Raw genomic sequence first — 17444 nt, 5'->3', positions numbered from 1 at the left:
TGGACTCTGTGTAAGACAGTACATGGTTTTTTAACTGTGGTATGCGACGGTGGTGGAAGCAGAAACTTAAATCGTGAGGTTTAGGAATCGCCGCACTTTTAGGGCGGCGAGGATGTCAACGTTGAAGTTCTTTCCCTCTCACCCCCGTTGATGCTTTTTACTACTCCCCTTCCTCTTAGTTGTAAAATACCTACACCTGTCAGTCCCTATTGACCATCTCCTAAATCCTGAGAAGATTACCAAACAATGTTAGAATAATTCCCGTACTGTAGGCGCTTGCAGATTCTTGTGGGCGTGGCAGGGCAGGCGAAAAACGATTCCGTTAGGAATTAAACCAAAAAAGTTCCACTGGCAACAGCAGTAGATTTTATCTCACTGGGTTGACCGGTTGGCAGTTCGTCAAATTACGGATCAATACAAAATTATCATTTACAGATCTTTCTTGGTAACTTATGGCACAGCGTACACGCTTAGGTGAAATCCTTCGTCCCCTCAACTCAGAATATGGTAAAGTTTCTCCCGGTTGGGGAACTACCTTGCTGATGGGAGTGTTTATGGCTCTGTTTTTAGTCTTTTTGCTGATTATTTTACAGATCTACAACTCCTCCCTAATTTTAGAAGGATTTAATGTGGATTGGGGTCAGTAAGCAGATTCCAACAATCTTGTCGGCATTTTTGGCCGCAGAATTGTCTCTCGGACTTTAGCAGGTGGGTTATTGCCCACCGCAAGTTTTTTATTAGGAGCAAACACATGAATATTTTTGGGATTGGATTGCCAGAAATGGGGTTAATTCTCTTGATTGCCCTGCTAGTTTTCGGACCGAAGAAATTACCAGAAATCGGTCGCAGTTTAGGCAAAACTATTCGAGGATTTCAAGAAGCATCCAAGGAATTTGAAAGTGAATTTAAGCGAGAGGCCCAGCAGATTGAAGACTCGGTAAAAATCAAAGCTGAATTAGAAGAAAGTCAATCTCCTAGGGATCAAACTCGTTCCAGTTGACAACTTTGTAGAGATGTAGAGTAGGTCAAATTCGAGGCTATCCGCTAGATTAACATCGAGAATGACCAAATCGAGATTAAATTGGCAGTTTTACCATAGACCTCTTGTAAAAATCAAAAATTGTTGTTAGGGTCAGGAGTCGGTCGTCAGGAGTCGGTCGTCAGGAGACAGGAGATTATTTTATTTATTCTTCCCACTTCCCCACACCCCGCACCCTACACCCCACACCCCACACCCTACCCCCACGAAAACCTTTTTCAGCAGACCCTAAGTAGGCAGAATATATCATTAGTTTGAGAATTCCCAGAAGGCAGGGAAAAAATGACTATTTCCTTGCTATAAGTATTGTAGATGTCAAGAGTGGTAAATGAATGTCTATAGTGGTATCCCCCGAACAAGTCCATCAAATCGTCAACAACCTCCATCACGATCCCTTTGAGGTTTTGGGGGCCCATCCCCTAGAAGAAGAAGGAAAAGTCAATAAATGGGTTGTTAGAGCCTATTTACCGAAAACCACGGCCGCCTGGGTTATTTTACCGTCCCAAAGACAAGAATATCCCATGACGACCGCTTATCACCCCCATTTTTTCGAGTGCGTTATCGATATCGGTGAACTGAACAATTATCAATTACGCATCCACGAGGGAGAACAGGAACGGGTAATCTATGATTCCTATGCCTTCCGTTCTGCCAAACTTAGCGATTTTGATTTACACCTGTTTGGGGAGGGCAACCATCATCGCATTTATGAAAAATTAGGGGCGCATTTAGCCGAAATCGAGGGTATTAAAGGGGTTTATTTTGCCGTTTGGGCTCCTAATGCTCGCAATGTCTCGATTATTGGTGATTTTAATAACTGGGATGGTCGTGATCACCAAATGCGGAAACGTAATAATATGGTCTGGGAATTGTTTATCCCGGAAATCGGTGTTGGCACTAAATATAAATACGAGATCAAAAATTGGGAAGGTCATATTTACGAAAAATCTGATCCCTACGGTTTTGCCCAAGAAGTACGCCCGAAAACCGCCTCGATCGTGGCCAATTTAGATAGCTATACTTGGGATGATAGCGATTGGATGGAAAAACGCCGCCATAGCGATCCTTTAACTCAACCGGTTTCCGTTTACGAATTACACCTCGGTTCTTGGCTGCACGCTTCTAGCGCCGAACCACCCCGTTTACTTTCCGGGGAAGGAGAAGCGGTTCCCGTGTCGGAATGGAACACTGGGGCCCGCTTTTTGAGTTACTACGAGTTAGCCCAAAAACTAATTCCCTACGTTAAAGAATTAGGTTACACCCATATCGAATTATTACCGATCGCCGAGCATCCTTTTGATGGTTCTTGGGGTTATCAAGTGACGGGTTATTTTGCCCCCACCAGTCGCTACGGCAATCCTGAAGATTTTATGTATTTTGTCGATCAATGTCACCAAAATGGCCTTGGTGTGCTAGTGGATTGGGTCCCCGGTCACTTCCCCAAAGATGGCCACGGGTTAGCTTTCTTTGATGGTACTCATCTTTATGAACACGGCGACCCGCGCAAAGGGGAACACAAGGAATGGGGAACCTTAATTTTTAACTACGGTCGCAACGAAGTCAGAAATTTCCTGGTGGCTAATGCCCTATTTTGGTTCGATAAGTACCATATTGACGGTATTCGAGTGGATGCGGTGGCTTCTATGCTCTATCTCGATTATTGTCGTAAAGATGGGGAATGGGTGGCCAACGAGTACGGTGGCCGGGAGAATTTAGAGGCCGCCGAATTCCTGCGTCAAGTCAATCATGTAATTTTTAGCTATTTCCCCGGAATTCTCTCTATTGCCGAAGAATCCACCGCTTGGCCGATGGTGTCCTGGCCCACCTATATGGGCGGTTTAGGCTTTAATTTGAAGTGGAATATGGGCTGGATGCACGATATGCTCGATTATTTCGGCATGGATCCCTGGTTCCGTCAATTCCATCAAAATAATGTCACTTTTAGTATGTGGTATAACCACAGCGAGAATTATATGCTGGCTTTGTCCCACGATGAAGTGGTTCACGGCAAAAGTAATATGATTGGCAAAATGCCGGGGGATGAGTGGCAAAAATTCGCCAATGTCCGGGCATTATTTAGTTATATGTTTACCCACCCTGGCAAGAAAACCATGTTTATGAGCATGGAATTTGGCCAGTGGAGTGAGTGGAATGTTTGGGGTGATTTGGAGTGGGGTCTTTTGCAGCATCAACCCCATCAACAGCTAAAACGCTTTTTCTCAGATTTGAACGCCACCTATAAGAGTGAACCTGCTTTATATACCCAGGATTTTGGTCAGGATGGCTTTGAGTGGATCGACTGTAGTGATAATAGTCATAGCGTCGTTTCTTTCCTGCGCTGGAGCAAAAATTGGCAGGAGTTTCTGGTGGTGGTCTGTAATTTTACTCCCCAACCCCACAGCCATTATCGCGTTGGTGTACCCCATCCCGGTTTTTATCAGGAAATCTTTAACAGCGATGCGGGTAAATATGGCGGTAGTAATATGGGCAACCTTGGCGGTAAATGGTCGGAGGAATGGTCCTATCATAGCCGTCCCTACTCGATCGATCTCTGTTTACCACCTTTAGGGGTTTTAGTTCTCAAAATCGGTCCTCATGCTTCTGGGGAATAGGTAAGCTTTTTTCAGTGATCAGTAAACAGTAATCAGTGAACTGAAAACTAACATCTGATAACTGATAACTGAGCTGCCATTACTGTCGAGATGGCTAATACTAAATCCGTTGAGTAACGCACAGAAAACGGGTTTCTCGGAGAAACCCGTTTTCTACTCATGTAATAGGCAAAAGGATCAATAGATAATCAGTCTTTAATAACAGGATTTAGTCTGAACAGGTACAGACAAGAAAGTGCAGAAAGTGGGCATTTTCCTCTGGCGAGCATTGGAACCATAAACAAGCAAAAGTATCTGTATATTTAGTTACTAAATAAGACAGATTTGCCCTAGATGCGGCCTAGGGAAAAGCCGGTCAAAAACTAACCCATCAGGATCACCGTATCGATGACGTGGATCACACCATTATCTGCCTCGATATTACCCGCGACCACCGTGGCATTTTTCACCTCAAAACCTTCGCTACAATCGACGGGAATCGGTGAACCCTCTAGAGAAGTCACTACAGCCAATTTTGCCAAATCTTCCTGCATATATTTGCCCGCAGCGACGTGATAGGTGAGAATTCGGGTTAATTGGGGGATATTCTGCACTAGGGTTGTAATCGTCCCGGGGGGCAATTTGGCAAAAGCTTCGTCGGTGGGGGCAAAAACCGTGAAGGGGCCAGGACTTTTTAGGGCATCCACAAGATTAGCCGCTTGTACCGCCGTCACTAGAGTTTTAAAATTATCGGCACTGACCGCAATATCGACAATATCTGCCATGAACTTAACTCAATCCCTTAAAAAAATTATCTATTTCAGATTCTCGACTTTGTGTGATAATTTTTGCTTATGGAATCGTGAAATGTTGACGGAGAAAGACTTTTACGACTATTTTGCCGAAGAAACTATCAGTATAGGCTTCGTTTCCACACAGAAACCGGAAGAGCCATCTTGTCCCAAAGATCACTTTACTAAATTGTGTGTCAAAAGTTGGTAAAGTAGCCTAGTCTCATAAAATAGCAACCGACATAGGCTATCCTTACCTAATGCCTTAAAACTGGGTAACTCTTGGGTGACTTTGATTTTTTTCCCGGTTTTTTCGTTGCGAGTAAAATAGGTGTGTTTTCTGGGATTTAGCCAAGAGTTCTTAAGTTTAGCCATAGTCTCAGTTTTAGCGGGTTTATTCGGGCAAATAGTCACCATTGCCTGCTGTCCTTTAGTCAAATCTTTCTTAACATTTCAAACCCTTGTAGCACAAGGCTTTTAAGACTCGGTTAACAATTTGTAATATTCCTTGTTGACACCCTTACAAAACAAAGAAAAAACTGAAATCAAGTCAGGATCAGGGTTGGAGTGCTTACTGAAAAAATTGTTAAGAAAGATGCCTATAAGGGATAGGAGGGTGTCTGATAATTTTTAACGCCTACCTACTTAACTAGGGTTTATAACTGGGAAAATCGATATAACCTTCCTTGTCAAAAGAATACCAATCCTTCATCTCAGCATCGGGATTAAGAGGCCAATTATTGGCGAATCTTTCCACCAAATCGGGATTACTGATATAGGGGCGACCGAAAGCAATTAAATCCGCATCTCCTAACTGAATAGCGGCTTCAGCAGTTTCTTTTGTATAACCGCAATTGCCGATTAAAGCACTATTAAAAACAGCCCGAAACTCGGATAAAAGCATCGGTTTACCCTTTTCATGAAAACCAAAAGCCAAGCCATCTAGCAGATGCAAATAAGCTAAATTGTACTCATTTAATCTTTGGGCAACATAGAGAAAAGTTTCTCGAAAATCCTCGGAACCCATGTCATTATAAACCCCATTGGGAGACAGACGCACCCCCACCCGATGACTGGGAAAAACAGTTAAAATTGCCTCGACTATTTCCTGTAAAAAACGATAGCGATTTGCCAAACTGCCACCGTACTTATCCTGACGCTGATTAGTGGCCGATTGTAGAAAAGTATCGATTAAATAACCATTAGCCCCGTGAATTTCTATGCCATCAAACCCCGCTAATTTTGCCCTCTGAGCGGCTTGACGGTAATCGGCGACAATTGCGGGGATTTCCTCGGTTTCTAAGGCTCTAGGGGTCTCGTAGGGCTGTTTACCTATGGGTGTATGCAACTCCCCCTTAATCTTAATTGCGGAAGGGGCAACTGGTAAAGCCCCATTTTCCTGAAAACTCGGATGAGAAGCGCGACCACAGTGCCACAATTGACAAAAAATTGGTGTTCCTTTTCTTTGGGCGATTTTAGTCACCATTTGCCATGCTTGCGCTTGTTCATCGGTGTAGATACCGGGGGTATTTTGCCAACCGTTAGCTTGGGGAGAAATTACCGTCGCTTCTGTAATCATTAATCCGGCGCTGGCCCTTTGCCGGTAATATTCGGCCATTATCTCATTAGCAAGACGTTTTTCTCCGGCTCGCGCTCGCGTCATGGGAGCAAGCACAAGACGATTTTCTAGGTTTAAATCTCCCAATTTAAATTGACTTAAAAGAGCCAGGGAAGTAGTGAAGGAAGTCATCGAATTTGCCGATAGAGAGTTTAGGTTAATTTTACCGCAATGAGTTAAAACCAGACAATCGCACCCAAGGATGATTGATTTTCTGGCTATCTGCGAGATTGTTCCTCTGCTAAGGGAGGAGAATTAATCGGATCAACTAGCTGAATATAATTAATATTGGTCATAAATCTGACTATAATTACAAGTTATTTAATTTATTCATCATCCAAAATTAAAGAGACAGAAACTATATTTTCTGGTAGTTAAGTCATGATGGTTCGGTATAAAATAGTGTAATTACGCTTATGTTTATCTGACCAGAAATAGTCATTGTCGAGATGTCTAGTAACTGGTGTTTTACCGATCAAATAGACTTCCTAGTGACTGAAACGAAACCCTTACTATTCGGTGCTTGCGAATTTTAAGAGGGTTTTTCAGAATCAGCATTTTTGGCTCTTCGGTTCGTGTTATGCAATGGACGGGAGTTATAAGGGATGGAACCCTTATAGAGAAAGGCATTTAGCAATTTTTGTCAATTGTTTTTTATCTAGAGCGAACTAATCAATTAAGTCTCTTGCCAGATAAGGATTTAGTCGATTTATGCCCCCCTATCGAACCATAACAAGTAACGAAGAGCTGCATTTTTTAGTAAACCTACCCAACAATACCCAAAAGATGCAAACAGCCTCTAGAACGCATTGATAAAAATGGGAAAACACGGGTTTTTAGCAAGCATCGTGCATTCAATTGTGCTAATCTCCAAAAAATAGCTATTTTTTCACAATTTATTTAGAACTAATTTATGAGTAAAAAAAAAGTCTTGATCGACTTGGGCTTTGTGGCTAGTATGTAAAGCATCTAGCTTCTTCATTGGAGACACCTGAATGAAAGCCCTATTACTGTGGCCGCTGATGCCCAACTCCTTTTGGTCCTATCAAGAGACTTTAGATCTAGCCGGTTTAAGATCAACCAATCCGCCTCTGGGTTTAATTACGGTGGCAGCTCTGTTACCATCGGATTGGGAAATCCGGTTTGTTGATCGCAATGTCCGATTAGAAACGGCTTCCGATTGGGAGTGGTGCGATTTGGTCATCATCTCCGCCATGATCATTCAGAAAAAGGACTTTCAAGAATTGATTGCCAAAGGGTTGCAGTTGGGTAAAAAAGTGGCGGTGGGCGGGCCTTACCCCACCTCCTATCCAGAAGTTGCCCAAAAAGCTGGAGCAGATTACCTGATTCTGGATGAAGGAGAACTGACAATCCCGCTGTTCCTGGCGGCCCTGGAGCGGGGTGAACCGAGTGGTGTCTTTAGAGCCAGTGAGAAACCCGATGTCACCATGACACCGATCGCCCGCTATGATCTACTAGATCTGGATGCCTATCTGGCGATTACCGTGCAGTTTTCTCGGGGTTGCCCCTTTCAATGCGAATTTTGTGACATCATCAACCTCTATGGCCGCAAACCGCGCACCAAAACCCCAGAACAAATGTTGGCTGAGTTGGAGACGTTATATCAACTGGGCTGGAGGCGCTACATTTTTGTTGTGGATGACAACTTCATTGGCAATAAGCGGAATGCCAAGGTGTTTCTGCGGGAGTTGATCCCCTGGATGGAGCAACACCAGTATCCCTTTAAACTGATTACGGAAGCTTCCCTTAATCTGGCCGAAGACAGCGAACTGATCGAGCTAATGGTCAAGGCCGGCTTTATGCTGGTGTTTATGGGGATTGAGACACCAGATACCGATAGCTTAATGGGCATTAACAAGGTTCAAAACACCCGCCAATCCCTGATCGAATCCTGTCACAAAATTACCCGCATGGGGCTGCAGATTATGTCTGGCTTCATTATCGGTTTTGACAATGAGAAACCAGGCGCAGGGCAGCGGATCAAAGATTTTATTATGGAGGCAAGTATTCCCCAAGGGCAGTTTAGCCTGCTCCAGGCACTGCAAAATACTGCCCTGTGGAATCGCCTGCAACAGGAAGGTCGTCTGGTGGATGGCATGGGTACTTTCCATCAGGGAGCGATGATGAACTTTGAGCCAACTCGCCCGGTGGAAGAGATTACCGAAGAATACATCGATGCTTTCTGGGAAATCTATGATCCTGTTAACTACCTGAAACGAACCTTCAACCATTTCATGATCATGGGGGGATGGCGCGGCAAATCGAACCGTAAATTAGATGGGCAACAGTGGCAATTGTTCCGCTCCTTGCTCTGGCGGCAGGGGATTGTCCGACCGACGCGCTTCCGTTTCTGGTGGCAACTGGCAGTGATTGCCTGGGTCAAACCCCGTCTGCTAGAAGAGTATCTAGCAACCCTAGGGATAGGTGAGCATTTTTTTGCCTATCGCTATGAAGTAAGAGAACAATTACTAAAACAACTAGCCGATTTGAAGCAACAGAAAGCAAGGGTAGCCCAGCTGGAAAAAACGCTCAAAAGCTAGACAATAGCACCGACGAACAGTCAATGCAGACATTTTGGCGAATTTTTCTTTTGTACAATAGTTTTCCTGAGTTGAGATTCTCCCCCCTTACTTAAAGTAAGGGGGAAAAAAATCAATTGGCACGCTGTTCAACCAACAGTTGGTAAGCATGGTTAAAATCAGCCGTTGTAATGCGAATATCAGCCGGGTCAGTCATTCCCTGATGGCGATAACGACGAATTGCCATCAGTGCCGCTTGGTTACATAATAACGCTAAATCTGCGCCATTCCAGCCTTCGGTTGCCTCGGCCCAATAGCCTAAATCCACATCCTCTAAAGGACGTTCATCATTATGAACCCCCAGAATTGCTAAACGACTGGAGGCATTGGGTAAATCAACTTTTAACTGTAAATCTAACCGTCCCGCTCGCAATAAGGCTGGATCTAAAGCATCTGGGCGATTAGTGGCTCCAATCACTAAAATCGTTGCCGCCGTTTGCAACCCATCTAACTCCGTGAGGATTTGTCCCACAACCCGGTCACTCACTCCTGAATCTCCACTATAACGACCTCTTGCCGGTGCTAAAGTATCAATTTCATCAATAAAAACCACACAAGGGGCTGCCTGACGAGCTTTGGCAAACAACTCACGCACCGCTTGTTCGCTCGCACCCACCCATTTACTCAAAAGCTCAGGTCCATTGATACTGATAAAATTAGCTCGCGCCTGAGATGCAACCGCTTTGGCCAATAAGGTTTTTCCCGTTCCGGGAGGACCCCAAAGTAAAATACCTTTGGGAGCTTGGGCTTTAGTTTGCGTATATAATTGCGGATGGAGTAATGCCCCTTCCACGGACTCCTGTAGGGTTTGTTTAATCTGTTCAAGTCCGCCAATATTGTCCCAGTCCACATGGGGAGACTCCACTTCCACAGACCGCAATACCGCCGGTTTAACTTCTTTAAGGGCTTGCAAAAAGTCGGCTTGGACTACCGTCATTGTTTCTGGAATTCGCGAGTCAATCGTAGGAACCTGGCGCCGCAAAGCACTATAGGCCGCTTTCTGGCAAACGGCTTTTAAATCTGACCCGACAAATCCCACCGCATTATCGGCAATCAGATCTAAGGAAACTGATTCATCTAGGGGCATGGAACGGGTGAGAATTTGGAGGATTTCTAAACGACCCTTGCGGTCAGGCACCCGAAAGAGGACTTCTCGGTCAAACCGTCCAGGGCGACGGAGGGCAGGGTCAAGATGGTCGGGACGGTTTGTCGCCGCTAGAACAATCACCCCCTGGCTTTGGGCAAAGCCATCCATTAAACCCAACAATTGGGCTACCAGTCTTTTTTCTACTTCCCCTTCAACTTTACTGCGATCGGGTGCCATGCTATCAATTTCGTCAATAAAAACGATACAAGGCGCATTCTTACTGGCTTTCTCAAAAATTCCCCGCAGTTTTTGCTCAGCCTCCCCATAATATTTGCTGATCACCTCTGGTCCGACTAAGGCAATATAGTTAACACCGAGTTCTTCGGCCAAAGCACGGGCAGTCAGGGTTTTGCCGGTTCCAGGGGGGCCGACTAAGAGAACGCCGCGAGTGGGTTCAAGTCCTAACTTGGCCAATAAGTCGGGGCGTTTCAGAGGAATGGCAATTAGTTCCTTGAGTTCTTTGATCACTTCCGTCAAGCCACCAACATCTTTCAGGGAAGCCGTGGTCGGTTTTTCGGGCGGTGTCACACTGTCTTCAACCCCTGAATCGGTGGGGGTATCGCGATTGCGATTAACCTCAAAATCATCCCCACCAGAATTGTTCGGGCGAGAAACTCCCCCTGAACGGGGAATACCGCCAGCACGGGGGATGTTACTCAAGGGACGAGAGTTAAACTGCACTTCGGTTTTAATTTCCCCTTTTTCCAGTTTTTCCTCTAAGGTTTTAGCCAGTTCGACTAATTGCTCAAAGCCTTTGAATAGTTCTACCATAAAATTTCTCCTGAGTCAAGTGAAGGATGGGGACTGGGTAATAGATGGGGTTAAGAAGTCCGACTTTAAAGACTAATTACCTTTAAAATAACAGATCTGCCGCGGCTTTGACCCGGGCTAGAGGTTCTACAGACCGAGGTAAACTGGGTAAGCGGATCAAAGTTTGATCTGGGAATAAATCCCGATCAATTTCCTCATTAGCATGATAACGATTCTGCACGACGTAACGTTGATAGACTCCCTTTTTTTTCAGAGATGCTGTCAATCGCAGTTGTTCGGCAACGATGGCATCTTGGGCTTGCAAAACTCCAATAAATTCTGTATGTTGGGGGTCTTTGAGTTTTTCCTGGGCAGACATCACCTGTTGTCTTAAGATTCGCAATCGTCCCATTAAATCTACACGCCCTAAGACATCTTTATACTTCATCCAAAGCTTAAAAATCCAACTTAACCAATCTCCTAAAGCCGTTGGCATTTCTAAAAATCGCAGGAGATGACCGGTAGGAGCCGTATCTAAAATAATCAAATCTTGTTGTTTCTGGTCTAATAACTCCATTACTTTTACTAGGGACAACATTTCATCAATTCCTGGCAGAGATTGAGCGACAATTTGCCGCCAAGCTTCTGGAGTATAAGCCAGTTTGATGTTCCCTTCTTCCTTACCTTCACCACTAATCATTTCTGCCAGTTCCCATAAATAATCATCCCGAAATTTTTCTAAAACGATATTAGCATCAACTTCTTGACCACTTAAATTAGCAGTTAATTGTGTGGATTGATGTCCTAACTTTGTCCCAAAGGCATCTCCCAAAGAATGAGCCGGATCAATAGAAATAATTCTAATTTTTTGCTGGGGATGACTATTAGCTAACGCCCAACCAATGGCCGCGGCAACGGTGGTTTTTCCCACTCCCCCCTTGCCACCAATGATAATGAGTTGGCGTTTGTCGTCAATAAAATCACTAAAACTCGGCAGAATTTTTTGCGGCCATTGAATAGGAGGCGGGGCCATAAATTCTACTTTTTCGATAATTTCAATTTGACTCATGATCTGATCTAATGCTTCACCTCCTAGAGGTTCTTTTGCCTGTTGGGGCAGGGTGAAAATTGTTTCTTGACCTGGAATTTTTAGGAATTTATCGAGGAGTTGCTGTTGCTCACTGTAGCGATCTAAATTTTGATTAGGATCCGTTAGAATGCGATTAATAAATAATCTGCCGCAGGGAATATTTAAGTGATGCAAACTATTGAGTAATCGTTCGGTTTCTAATAAACTCATCGGTTCGGCAATTGCCACAATTAAACAAAGGGTAAAATCCCGATCTTGTAGGATTCGTTTGCCTTCGGTTAATTCTGCTTGTGTTTTGACTAAAAAGTCATCCACATCATCGGCATTGTAGGTTTTTGCAAAAGTTTGCGAAATAACACGATGTTTTTCTTGAAACAACTCTAAAGAATTTAAAATAATCTCTAAAAAGTCTTTAATCCCCAATAAATTCAAGGTATGACCAGAGGGAGCCATATCAACAACAATTCGATCTACAACATTCTCTATTAGTAATCGTTGAATTTCTAATAGACCCATAATTTCATCTAAACCTGGCCAGTCTAAATCCCAAACAGGAGTTAAATCTTCTCCTTCAACAAAACTGCCCCGTTCTACTAAAAGTTCTAAAAATTTTCCGTATTTTTCTTTAAATTCTAAGAGCAATTTTTCCGCATCTAATGCCCTAACTTTTAAGTTGGGTAAGTCTTTTACAGGTGATGCTTGATCGCTAACTTCTGTTTGCAATACATCCCCTAAAGAATGAGCAGGATCGGTTGAGATTAACAGTATTTGTTCCTCGGGAAATAATTTGGCCCAACGGCGAGCAAATCCACAGGAAAGGGTGGTTTTTCCCACTCCTCCTTTGCCACTAAACATAACTAAATGTCGAGTGTCATAGCAACTTAGAGCGTTATTTACCAAGTTAAAGTTAGTCATAGAGAAATCAAGTTAAGTAAAGTGATAGGGGGGAGAAACTTGTCCTAATTGTAATTGCCAACGGGGGCAGGCTTTCTGCCAATGCAAGACTTGCTCGATTAGTAAAGGTTCTTCTTGAAAATTAACTAAAAGATAAATTCGTGATTCTGTCCCCGGAGCAGTAATAATCCTAGTTGACGGATAGCTTTGGGTCACTAAATGCCCGAGATTTTGCCATTCTGAACCTTGCAAAGTATAAAAATCTTGTTGGGCTTCATAAAGCTGTTTTTTGGCTAAAAAATATTGTCTGCCCTTGCTTTCAGAAGAGAGTACAGGCTCCTCTGGCTTACGGGGAATACATTTTAAAAGATATTCTCCTTTTCCCTCAAGTTCTTCAATTTTTTCTTGATATTCTTGGCCATGAGAACAAAGATGAGTCAGTAAATTTTCTGTCTCTAAAAAAGATGTGCCAAAACGTAAGGGTAAAATAGTGGTTTGTTGAAATAATTCACAGATGACTCGATCGTGACATAAAACCGATTGAATCAAGCGTTCATCATCATTTTGTAAAGTGTCTAAACCAACTTCGGGTTCGACTACGGCCGAGAGAGAGCCAACAGTTATCAGTAACAATGGGTTAGCCATTCCAACGGGTAATTTTAGGCTTTCTATGGGGGTTTTCAAAAAAGCGTAAGTATATAGATTGTACAATTTCATAGGGTTGACCGAAAGAAAATTGACGATTTTTTACAAATTTTTATATTGGGGCGTTGATATGCTAGAATATTCTAAGTTATTCAGGGATTGTTATGACAACCACTCGTCCACCCAGACCAATTAGATCTAAAATTAGCACCATGCCTCGGAAACAATCTGAAGCAGATCACCAACTTGAGCTTTATAAGTTAATTACTGAAAAACAACGTATCCAAGAAAAATTAGAAATGATGGAGCGGCAGCTTCAGCAATTAAAAAATCGTCTCACGTTTGTGACAGAGCAAATTGAGACTACAGAACAAAGTATTCAAAATTTGCGTACAGCCAACCCTCCTAGTGTAGCTAAAAAACCTGATTCCCCCAAAACTGTTGCTCACTCCTCTAATAATTCCAGTAATTTCCAAACTTTTTACCTAGAATATTAAGGCTTAACCAAGGGCTAGTTCTGACCAAGCTTCAACGAGTTCTCCAGCTTGTCAAATCCGCCCTTACTAAGCTTACAATTTGTGATTTTGTTCATGATCTATGTGGTGGGAAAGATTGCAAGTTTAGAGAGAAGATTCAGATTCGTTTTCTGCCTCTTCTTCTTCTAAGGCTTGAATTTTTAATAAAAGTTCTTCTTCCTGAATTTCAAACTCCTCCTCAGAAATGTTGCCCATATCGTAAGATAGTTGTAAGGATAATAACAATTTGTGCAAATTTTCCGCCTCATCATATTCTATATCTGCACGCTCTTGAATTTTCTCCCCAATCCAGATCAGACCCCCAATAGGACCGGTAACAGGAAGAAATAAAAGATCGAGAAACATAACTAATACTCTCCTTAGATAAGTTGGGCAAAGGTATAGGGTGCAGTTAAATTGTTATAGCGAATCCTTAGGCGATCACCAAACTGCTGATCGATCGCTTCAACGTTTTGGCTAAATTCCGGCTCTTGCTCCCAGGGAATTAAATAAGCTGCATTGTAAATCATGTCATCCGTCATCGGATCGCTTTCAATCACCTCTTGGGCGCGATGATTTAATTGGTCTCTAAAGACTTGAATAATGTCTTGTTTCCGTTGCAATACAGTAGCTTCAATGAGTTGACCTATATGGATAATTTCTTCCATATTTAAGTTTTTCCCCATCATCGCATCCCGTTCTTGTTTTAACTTAGGATTAGACTCCAAAGCCGCTTGTAATTCCCACTTATTATCCCAAAAAATCTTAATGCTAACCTCTCGTTGTCCTGACAGTTTAGCAAATAATTCTTTCAGTTGGGTTTTATAGGGAGTAATTAGTTGTTCGGTGACGGATTCCCAGGTTTTGATAACTAAGCCAAACCGCAGGGGCAACAACGTTGTAAACCCTGCTTCCATGACAGTTTCTAATACTTTTTCATGGCAAATTAAATAGCGACGGGATGCCAAATACTTCTCTTTATGAGCAGCGGAGTAGAGAAAACTAAAACCATCAATCATCTCACTGTGAACCGGCTCATTATCAATCCCTTGCAAAACCAGTCCGTCAGGAACTGGTTCGGGAAATATGCCATACAAATAAAGACCCACTGTCATCAGTATTCTCCCAAATTAAACCGGCTGAGAAGTTAAAACCAAACGAAGCTTGAGGTGAATTAGATCTAGTTGAGCTAAACCCAGATCAACATTTCCTTCCACAACAACTCCTGTATTGAGAAGTCTATCCACTAATTCTAACACAGAGGGCTTAACACCCTCCTTTCCAGGATAATAACTCCCTGCTTCCGGTAAAAGAGTGCCAAACTCTCCTAGGTGGACATTTAACTCTTCTGGCTCAACCTCAAAAATTTCACACAAATGGAGAACTTGTTCTTGCAATTTTTGGATACTTTCTGCAGCTCTATCTAAATCAGACTCACTGAGAACCCCTTTTTCCATTCGGCGAATGATTTGGGCTTCGAGCAATTGGCGTACCAGTTCCACAACAGTTAACAGTAAAGGGGCTAAACCAGCTTGGCTATTACTTTCTGGAGGGGTCAGCAAGGCTTGATTATCAGAATCGTAAGGTGTGCAAGCAAGGGTCATGGTTGGAGTTGGTAAATGAGGAGTTCTTAAGGGTGAGTCTCTAGTGGGAGGCTTGGCCAAGAAATTTTATCTGAGGGAAAAAACGATGTAACCAAGCAATGTCAACTTCCCGCTGCCCTGTGAAGATTCTGGTGACGAATTTACCCGACAGGAGGAATGTGCTTGATTATTTTAACTGGTATCATGGCCCTCGATTGCCCCCGATTAGGGTAGGGATTTTAAGGCTTAAAGTTTAGCTGCCGGGGTTTCTGTTAATAAGGCTTGGGATTGGCTATAGAGATAGGAGTCGCTTGCCCACCCATTAATTGCCATCTCCCTTGCTCTATCAACAGAGGCAATCGTTAACTGCTGTAAACTTCTTGACCGTTTGAGGATTCAATTGAGGAATTTCAATGTATATGAGGAATGTGCTTGATCGTTGGGACTGCCATCACGTCTCTCCATTACACTCCATTTGGTTAAGGATTTTAAGGTTTGAAGTCGGCGTGAAAGTTCCAGGTTTTCTGCGAATAAAGCTTGGCCTTGGCTAGGGAGGTAGGGATAACCTTGCAAGCTGTTAATCGCAGTTTCCCTGGCCTTATCAAGGGGGGCAATCGTCTCGTGTAAATTTCCTAACCTTTGAGGATTCAGGTGAGGAATTTCACGCATCTGAGGAATGTGCTTCATCGTTCGGACTGGTATCATGGCTCTCTATTGCACTCAATTGGCTTAAGGATTTTAGGGTTTCAAGCTCAGTTTCCAGGGTTTGGAGTCGGAGCGAAAGTTCCCGATTTTCTGCTAGTAAAGCTTGGGATTGGCTATGGAGGTAGGGGTCTCCTTCCCACCAGTTGATCCCCATTTCCCTGGCTTTATCAACAGAGGCAATTAACAAACGAATGCGGATATTTATAAGTTCAGTGGAGGCGATCGAAACGGAAATATCGCCGGCAATTACAATTCCTTTATCTAAAACTCGTTCGAGTATATCCGCTAAACTCGAACCTTGAGTTGCTGTTTTTAGGGAGTTGCTTGACTGGTTTTTGAGCGAGCCAGCAAAAGTGGAAGAAGTCACGGTTGGTTTCACTCAATAAGAGTATAAAATTAGTCTTTTCGCTGGGGCAAGTTGCCTCGCAGTAAAGATTGAATGGCTTTTAACGATTGATTTCCTGTCGAAGGCTCAGGAGTTGACGCTTGGGCATCGGAAGGCTCCGTTTCCTCTATAAAGGATAAGGATTCTAACGGATTGTCCTCGAGGATTTCCCATAAAATCGCTCTTGACTTATCAACAGATAAATTGGTGCGGGACAACAGAACATCGGCGCAGATATCACGGAAGTCCGAGTCAGAGGAATCGGCCGCAATATCGTGAGAAGCGCAGACTTTAGCAATCATTAAACAAGAGCGCAAACCCGACGTTTTTTCAGTCGCAGTTTTCACACGAAAGGTTTTGACAAGGTTGACAATAAATAAAGCATCTTCTCGACCAATTCCCGTTTTTTGAGCAAGAATTTCTGTCTGAGTTAGTTGGTCTGGTTCAGGCATATTGATAGTTACCAACCGATCCATTAAAGCATCTTGGGTGGCATGAACCCCACAGTATTCTTCTGGGTTGGAGGTGAAAATTGCCCGAAACTGAGAATTGACTTGTAGGTAATCGGGTTGATGGCTAGTGGGCGGCAGGGTGAGAATTTTTTCTTCCAAGGCAGAGAGTAAAACGTTGTTGACCTCAGGCCGAGAACGATTGAACTCATCATAAACTAGGGTAAACCCTTCTCGACAGGCCATTGTTAACCGAGAATCCACCCAATTGTGTTTTAGCTCGTCTTCAACCTTGAGAACGCTGTGGATATAGTTATCCATCAGTTTTTTATGGGTGTAGCCAGACTGGCTACCAATTAAATCGGAACTGGTAAAGTCATCATCGCCAAAGATTAGCATCACAGGTCTGGCTAAACAATTGGCCAGGTGCATTGCCAAGGTGGTTTTTCCCGTTCCTGCCGGACCACATAGATGGATGGAAAAACCAGCGTTTAGATAACGTAAGGCGCGAGTGGCAACTTGATCAATCGAAGGCGTAACAACAAATTGACCGGGGCGAAGGCAGAGGACGGATCTTCTTGTTTGAGTTTCAGTAAATGTCATAGTTGAAGTCTAGTAAATACCATTAATAATCCCCGCCTT

16 protein-coding genes are annotated in these 17444 nt (G+C 43.4%); 5 read left to right on the top strand and 11 right to left on the bottom strand.

The genetic code is table 11. The features are described 5' to 3' along the window. Positions 1 to 452 precede the first annotated feature (452 nt). The 3 genes from psbH (at position 453) to glgB (ending at position 3651) form a co-directional block, all read left to right on the top strand. A complete protein-coding gene (psbH, locus tag EWV60_RS15075) occupies positions 453 to 647 on the top strand; it encodes a photosystem II reaction center phosphoprotein PsbH (protein ID WP_002736544.1) in 195 nt (64 codons plus the stop codon). 104 nt (positions 648 to 751) lie between these two features. After that, the gene (locus EWV60_RS15070) at positions 752 to 1000 is read left to right on the top strand and encodes a TatA/E family twin arginine-targeting protein translocase (RefSeq protein ID WP_002743526.1); all 249 of its coding nucleotides are present in this window, start codon (positions 752 to 754) and stop codon (positions 998 to 1000) included. Between the two features lie 371 nt (positions 1001 to 1371). Beyond that, entirely contained in the window at positions 1372 to 3651 is a 2280-nt protein-coding gene (gene glgB, locus EWV60_RS15065) for a 1,4-alpha-glucan branching enzyme (protein ID WP_002737827.1), read from the top strand. A 362-nt stretch (positions 3652 to 4013) separates the two neighbouring features. Here glgB and EWV60_RS15060 read toward each other — a convergent pair whose 3' ends face one another. Next, complete coding sequence (locus tag EWV60_RS15060) at positions 4014 to 4415, bottom strand: fasciclin domain-containing protein (protein ID WP_002736196.1); 402 nt, start codon at positions 4413 to 4415, stop codon at positions 4014 to 4016. Between the two features lie 655 nt (positions 4416 to 5070). Then, positions 5071 to 6171 carry an alkene reductase gene (locus EWV60_RS15055; protein ID WP_002755296.1) on the bottom strand — a complete coding sequence of 367 codons (1101 nt, stop codon included), beginning with the start codon at positions 6169 to 6171 and terminating at the stop codon, positions 5071 to 5073. A gap of 863 nt (positions 6172 to 7034) precedes the next feature. Here EWV60_RS15055 and EWV60_RS15050 point away from each other — a divergent pair. Then, positions 7035 to 8600: a B12-binding domain-containing radical SAM protein gene (locus tag EWV60_RS15050; protein ID WP_016516779.1), complete on the top strand. Its 1566-nt coding sequence runs from the start codon at positions 7035 to 7037 to the stop codon at positions 8598 to 8600. 112 nt (positions 8601 to 8712) lie between these two features. Here the strand turns inward: EWV60_RS15050 and EWV60_RS15045 are convergent, their stop codons facing one another. The 3 genes from EWV60_RS15045 to EWV60_RS15035 all read right to left on the bottom strand — a co-directional run bounded on the left by EWV60_RS15045 (position 8713) and on the right by EWV60_RS15035 (position 13237). Next, positions 8713 to 10557, bottom strand: coding sequence for an AAA family ATPase (locus EWV60_RS15045; RefSeq protein WP_130757978.1), 1845 nt, complete (start codon positions 10555 to 10557; stop codon positions 8713 to 8715). Positions 10558 to 10639: 82 nt separating this feature from the next. Next, positions 10640 to 12541, bottom strand: coding sequence for an ArsA family ATPase (locus tag EWV60_RS15040; RefSeq protein ID WP_103112398.1), 1902 nt, complete (start codon positions 12539 to 12541; stop codon positions 10640 to 10642). A 12-nt stretch (positions 12542 to 12553) separates the two neighbouring features. After that, positions 12554 to 13237, bottom strand: a complete 684-nt coding sequence (locus EWV60_RS15035; RefSeq protein ID WP_002773821.1) for a GvpL/GvpF family gas vesicle protein — start codon at positions 13235 to 13237, stop codon at positions 12554 to 12556. A gap of 92 nt (positions 13238 to 13329) precedes the next feature. Between EWV60_RS15035 and EWV60_RS15030 the strand changes: the two genes are divergently transcribed. Then, positions 13330 to 13662 carry a gas vesicle protein gene (locus EWV60_RS15030; protein WP_002755304.1) on the top strand — a complete coding sequence of 111 codons (333 nt, stop codon included), beginning with the start codon at positions 13330 to 13332 and terminating at the stop codon, positions 13660 to 13662. 123 nt (positions 13663 to 13785) lie between these two features. Here EWV60_RS15030 and EWV60_RS15025 read toward each other — a convergent pair whose 3' ends face one another. The 6 genes from EWV60_RS15025 to gvpN all read right to left on the bottom strand — a co-directional run bounded on the left by EWV60_RS15025 (position 13786) and on the right by gvpN (position 17405). Continuing rightward, positions 13786 to 14046: a gas vesicle protein GvpG gene (locus tag EWV60_RS15025; RefSeq protein ID WP_002736124.1), complete on the bottom strand. Its 261-nt coding sequence runs from the start codon at positions 14044 to 14046 to the stop codon at positions 13786 to 13788. Positions 14047 to 14060: 14 nt separating this feature from the next. Beyond that, positions 14061 to 14795, bottom strand: coding sequence for a gas vesicle protein GvpF (gene gvpF / locus EWV60_RS15020; protein ID WP_002755315.1), 735 nt, complete (start codon positions 14793 to 14795; stop codon positions 14061 to 14063). Between the two features lie 15 nt (positions 14796 to 14810). Beyond that, on the bottom strand, positions 14811 to 15284 hold the full coding sequence (locus EWV60_RS15015) for a gas vesicle protein K (protein ID WP_002755316.1): 474 nt from the start codon (positions 15282 to 15284) through the stop codon (positions 14811 to 14813). 375 nt (positions 15285 to 15659) lie between these two features. Further along, positions 15660 to 15968, bottom strand: coding sequence for a gas vesicle protein (locus tag EWV60_RS15010; protein WP_353734399.1), 309 nt, complete (start codon positions 15966 to 15968; stop codon positions 15660 to 15662). Continuing rightward, complete coding sequence (locus tag EWV60_RS15005; protein ID WP_002796982.1) at positions 15925 to 16335, bottom strand: gas vesicle protein; 411 nt, start codon at positions 16333 to 16335, stop codon at positions 15925 to 15927. The genes EWV60_RS15010 and EWV60_RS15005 overlap by 44 nt, the downstream gene beginning before the upstream one ends. A gap of 29 nt (positions 16336 to 16364) precedes the next feature. Further along, the gene (gvpN, locus tag EWV60_RS15000) at positions 16365 to 17405 is read right to left on the bottom strand and encodes a gas vesicle protein GvpN (RefSeq protein WP_002755321.1); all 1041 of its coding nucleotides are present in this window, start codon (positions 17403 to 17405) and stop codon (positions 16365 to 16367) included. Positions 17406 to 17444: the final 39 nt, after the last annotated feature.

This window comes from Microcystis sp. Msp_OC_L_20101000_S702 (assembly GCF_007095705.1).
Classification (GTDB): domain Bacteria; phylum Cyanobacteriota; class Cyanobacteriia; order Cyanobacteriales; family Microcystaceae; genus Microcystis; species Microcystis ichthyoblabe_A.
The sequence above is the reverse complement of the archived record's forward strand: the minus strand, read 5'-3'. Positions and strand labels throughout refer to the sequence as shown.

Bases quoted from the DNA above. Each gene is read 5' to 3' on its own strand.
- EWV60_RS15035 (WP_002773821.1), bottom strand. From the start codon at position 13,237: ATGAAATTGTACAATCTATATACTTACGCTTTTTTGAAAACCCCCATA.
- EWV60_RS15010 (WP_353734399.1), bottom strand. From the start codon at position 15,968: ATGATACCAGTCCGAACGATGAAGCACATTCCTCAGATGCGTGAAATT.
- EWV60_RS15040 (WP_103112398.1), bottom strand. From the start codon at position 12,541: ATGACTAACTTTAACTTGGTAAATAACGCTCTAAGTTGCTATGACACT.
- EWV60_RS15015 (WP_002755316.1), bottom strand. From the start codon at position 15,284: ATGACCCTTGCTTGCACACCTTACGATTCTGATAATCAAGCCTTGCTG.
- EWV60_RS15060 (WP_002736196.1), bottom strand. From the start codon at position 4,415: ATGGCAGATATTGTCGATATTGCGGTCAGTGCCGATAATTTTAAAACT.
- EWV60_RS15030 (WP_002755304.1), top strand. From the start codon at position 13,330: ATGACAACCACTCGTCCACCCAGACCAATTAGATCTAAAATTAGCACC.
- EWV60_RS15070 (WP_002743526.1), top strand. From the start codon at position 752: ATGAATATTTTTGGGATTGGATTGCCAGAAATGGGGTTAATTCTCTTG.
- EWV60_RS15050 (WP_016516779.1), top strand. From the start codon at position 7,035: ATGAAAGCCCTATTACTGTGGCCGCTGATGCCCAACTCCTTTTGGTCC.
- glgB (WP_002737827.1), top strand. From the start codon at position 1,372: ATGTCTATAGTGGTATCCCCCGAACAAGTCCATCAAATCGTCAACAAC.
- gvpN (WP_002755321.1), bottom strand. From the start codon at position 17,405: ATGACATTTACTGAAACTCAAACAAGAAGATCCGTCCTCTGCCTTCGC.
- gvpF (WP_002755315.1), bottom strand. From the start codon at position 14,795: ATGACAGTGGGTCTTTATTTGTATGGCATATTTCCCGAACCAGTTCCT.
- psbH (WP_002736544.1), top strand. From the start codon at position 453: ATGGCACAGCGTACACGCTTAGGTGAAATCCTTCGTCCCCTCAACTCA.
- EWV60_RS15045 (WP_130757978.1), bottom strand. From the start codon at position 10,557: ATGGTAGAACTATTCAAAGGCTTTGAGCAATTAGTCGAACTGGCTAAA.
- EWV60_RS15025 (WP_002736124.1), bottom strand. From the start codon at position 14,046: ATGTTTCTCGATCTTTTATTTCTTCCTGTTACCGGTCCTATTGGGGGT.
- EWV60_RS15055 (WP_002755296.1), bottom strand. From the start codon at position 6,171: ATGACTTCCTTCACTACTTCCCTGGCTCTTTTAAGTCAATTTAAATTG.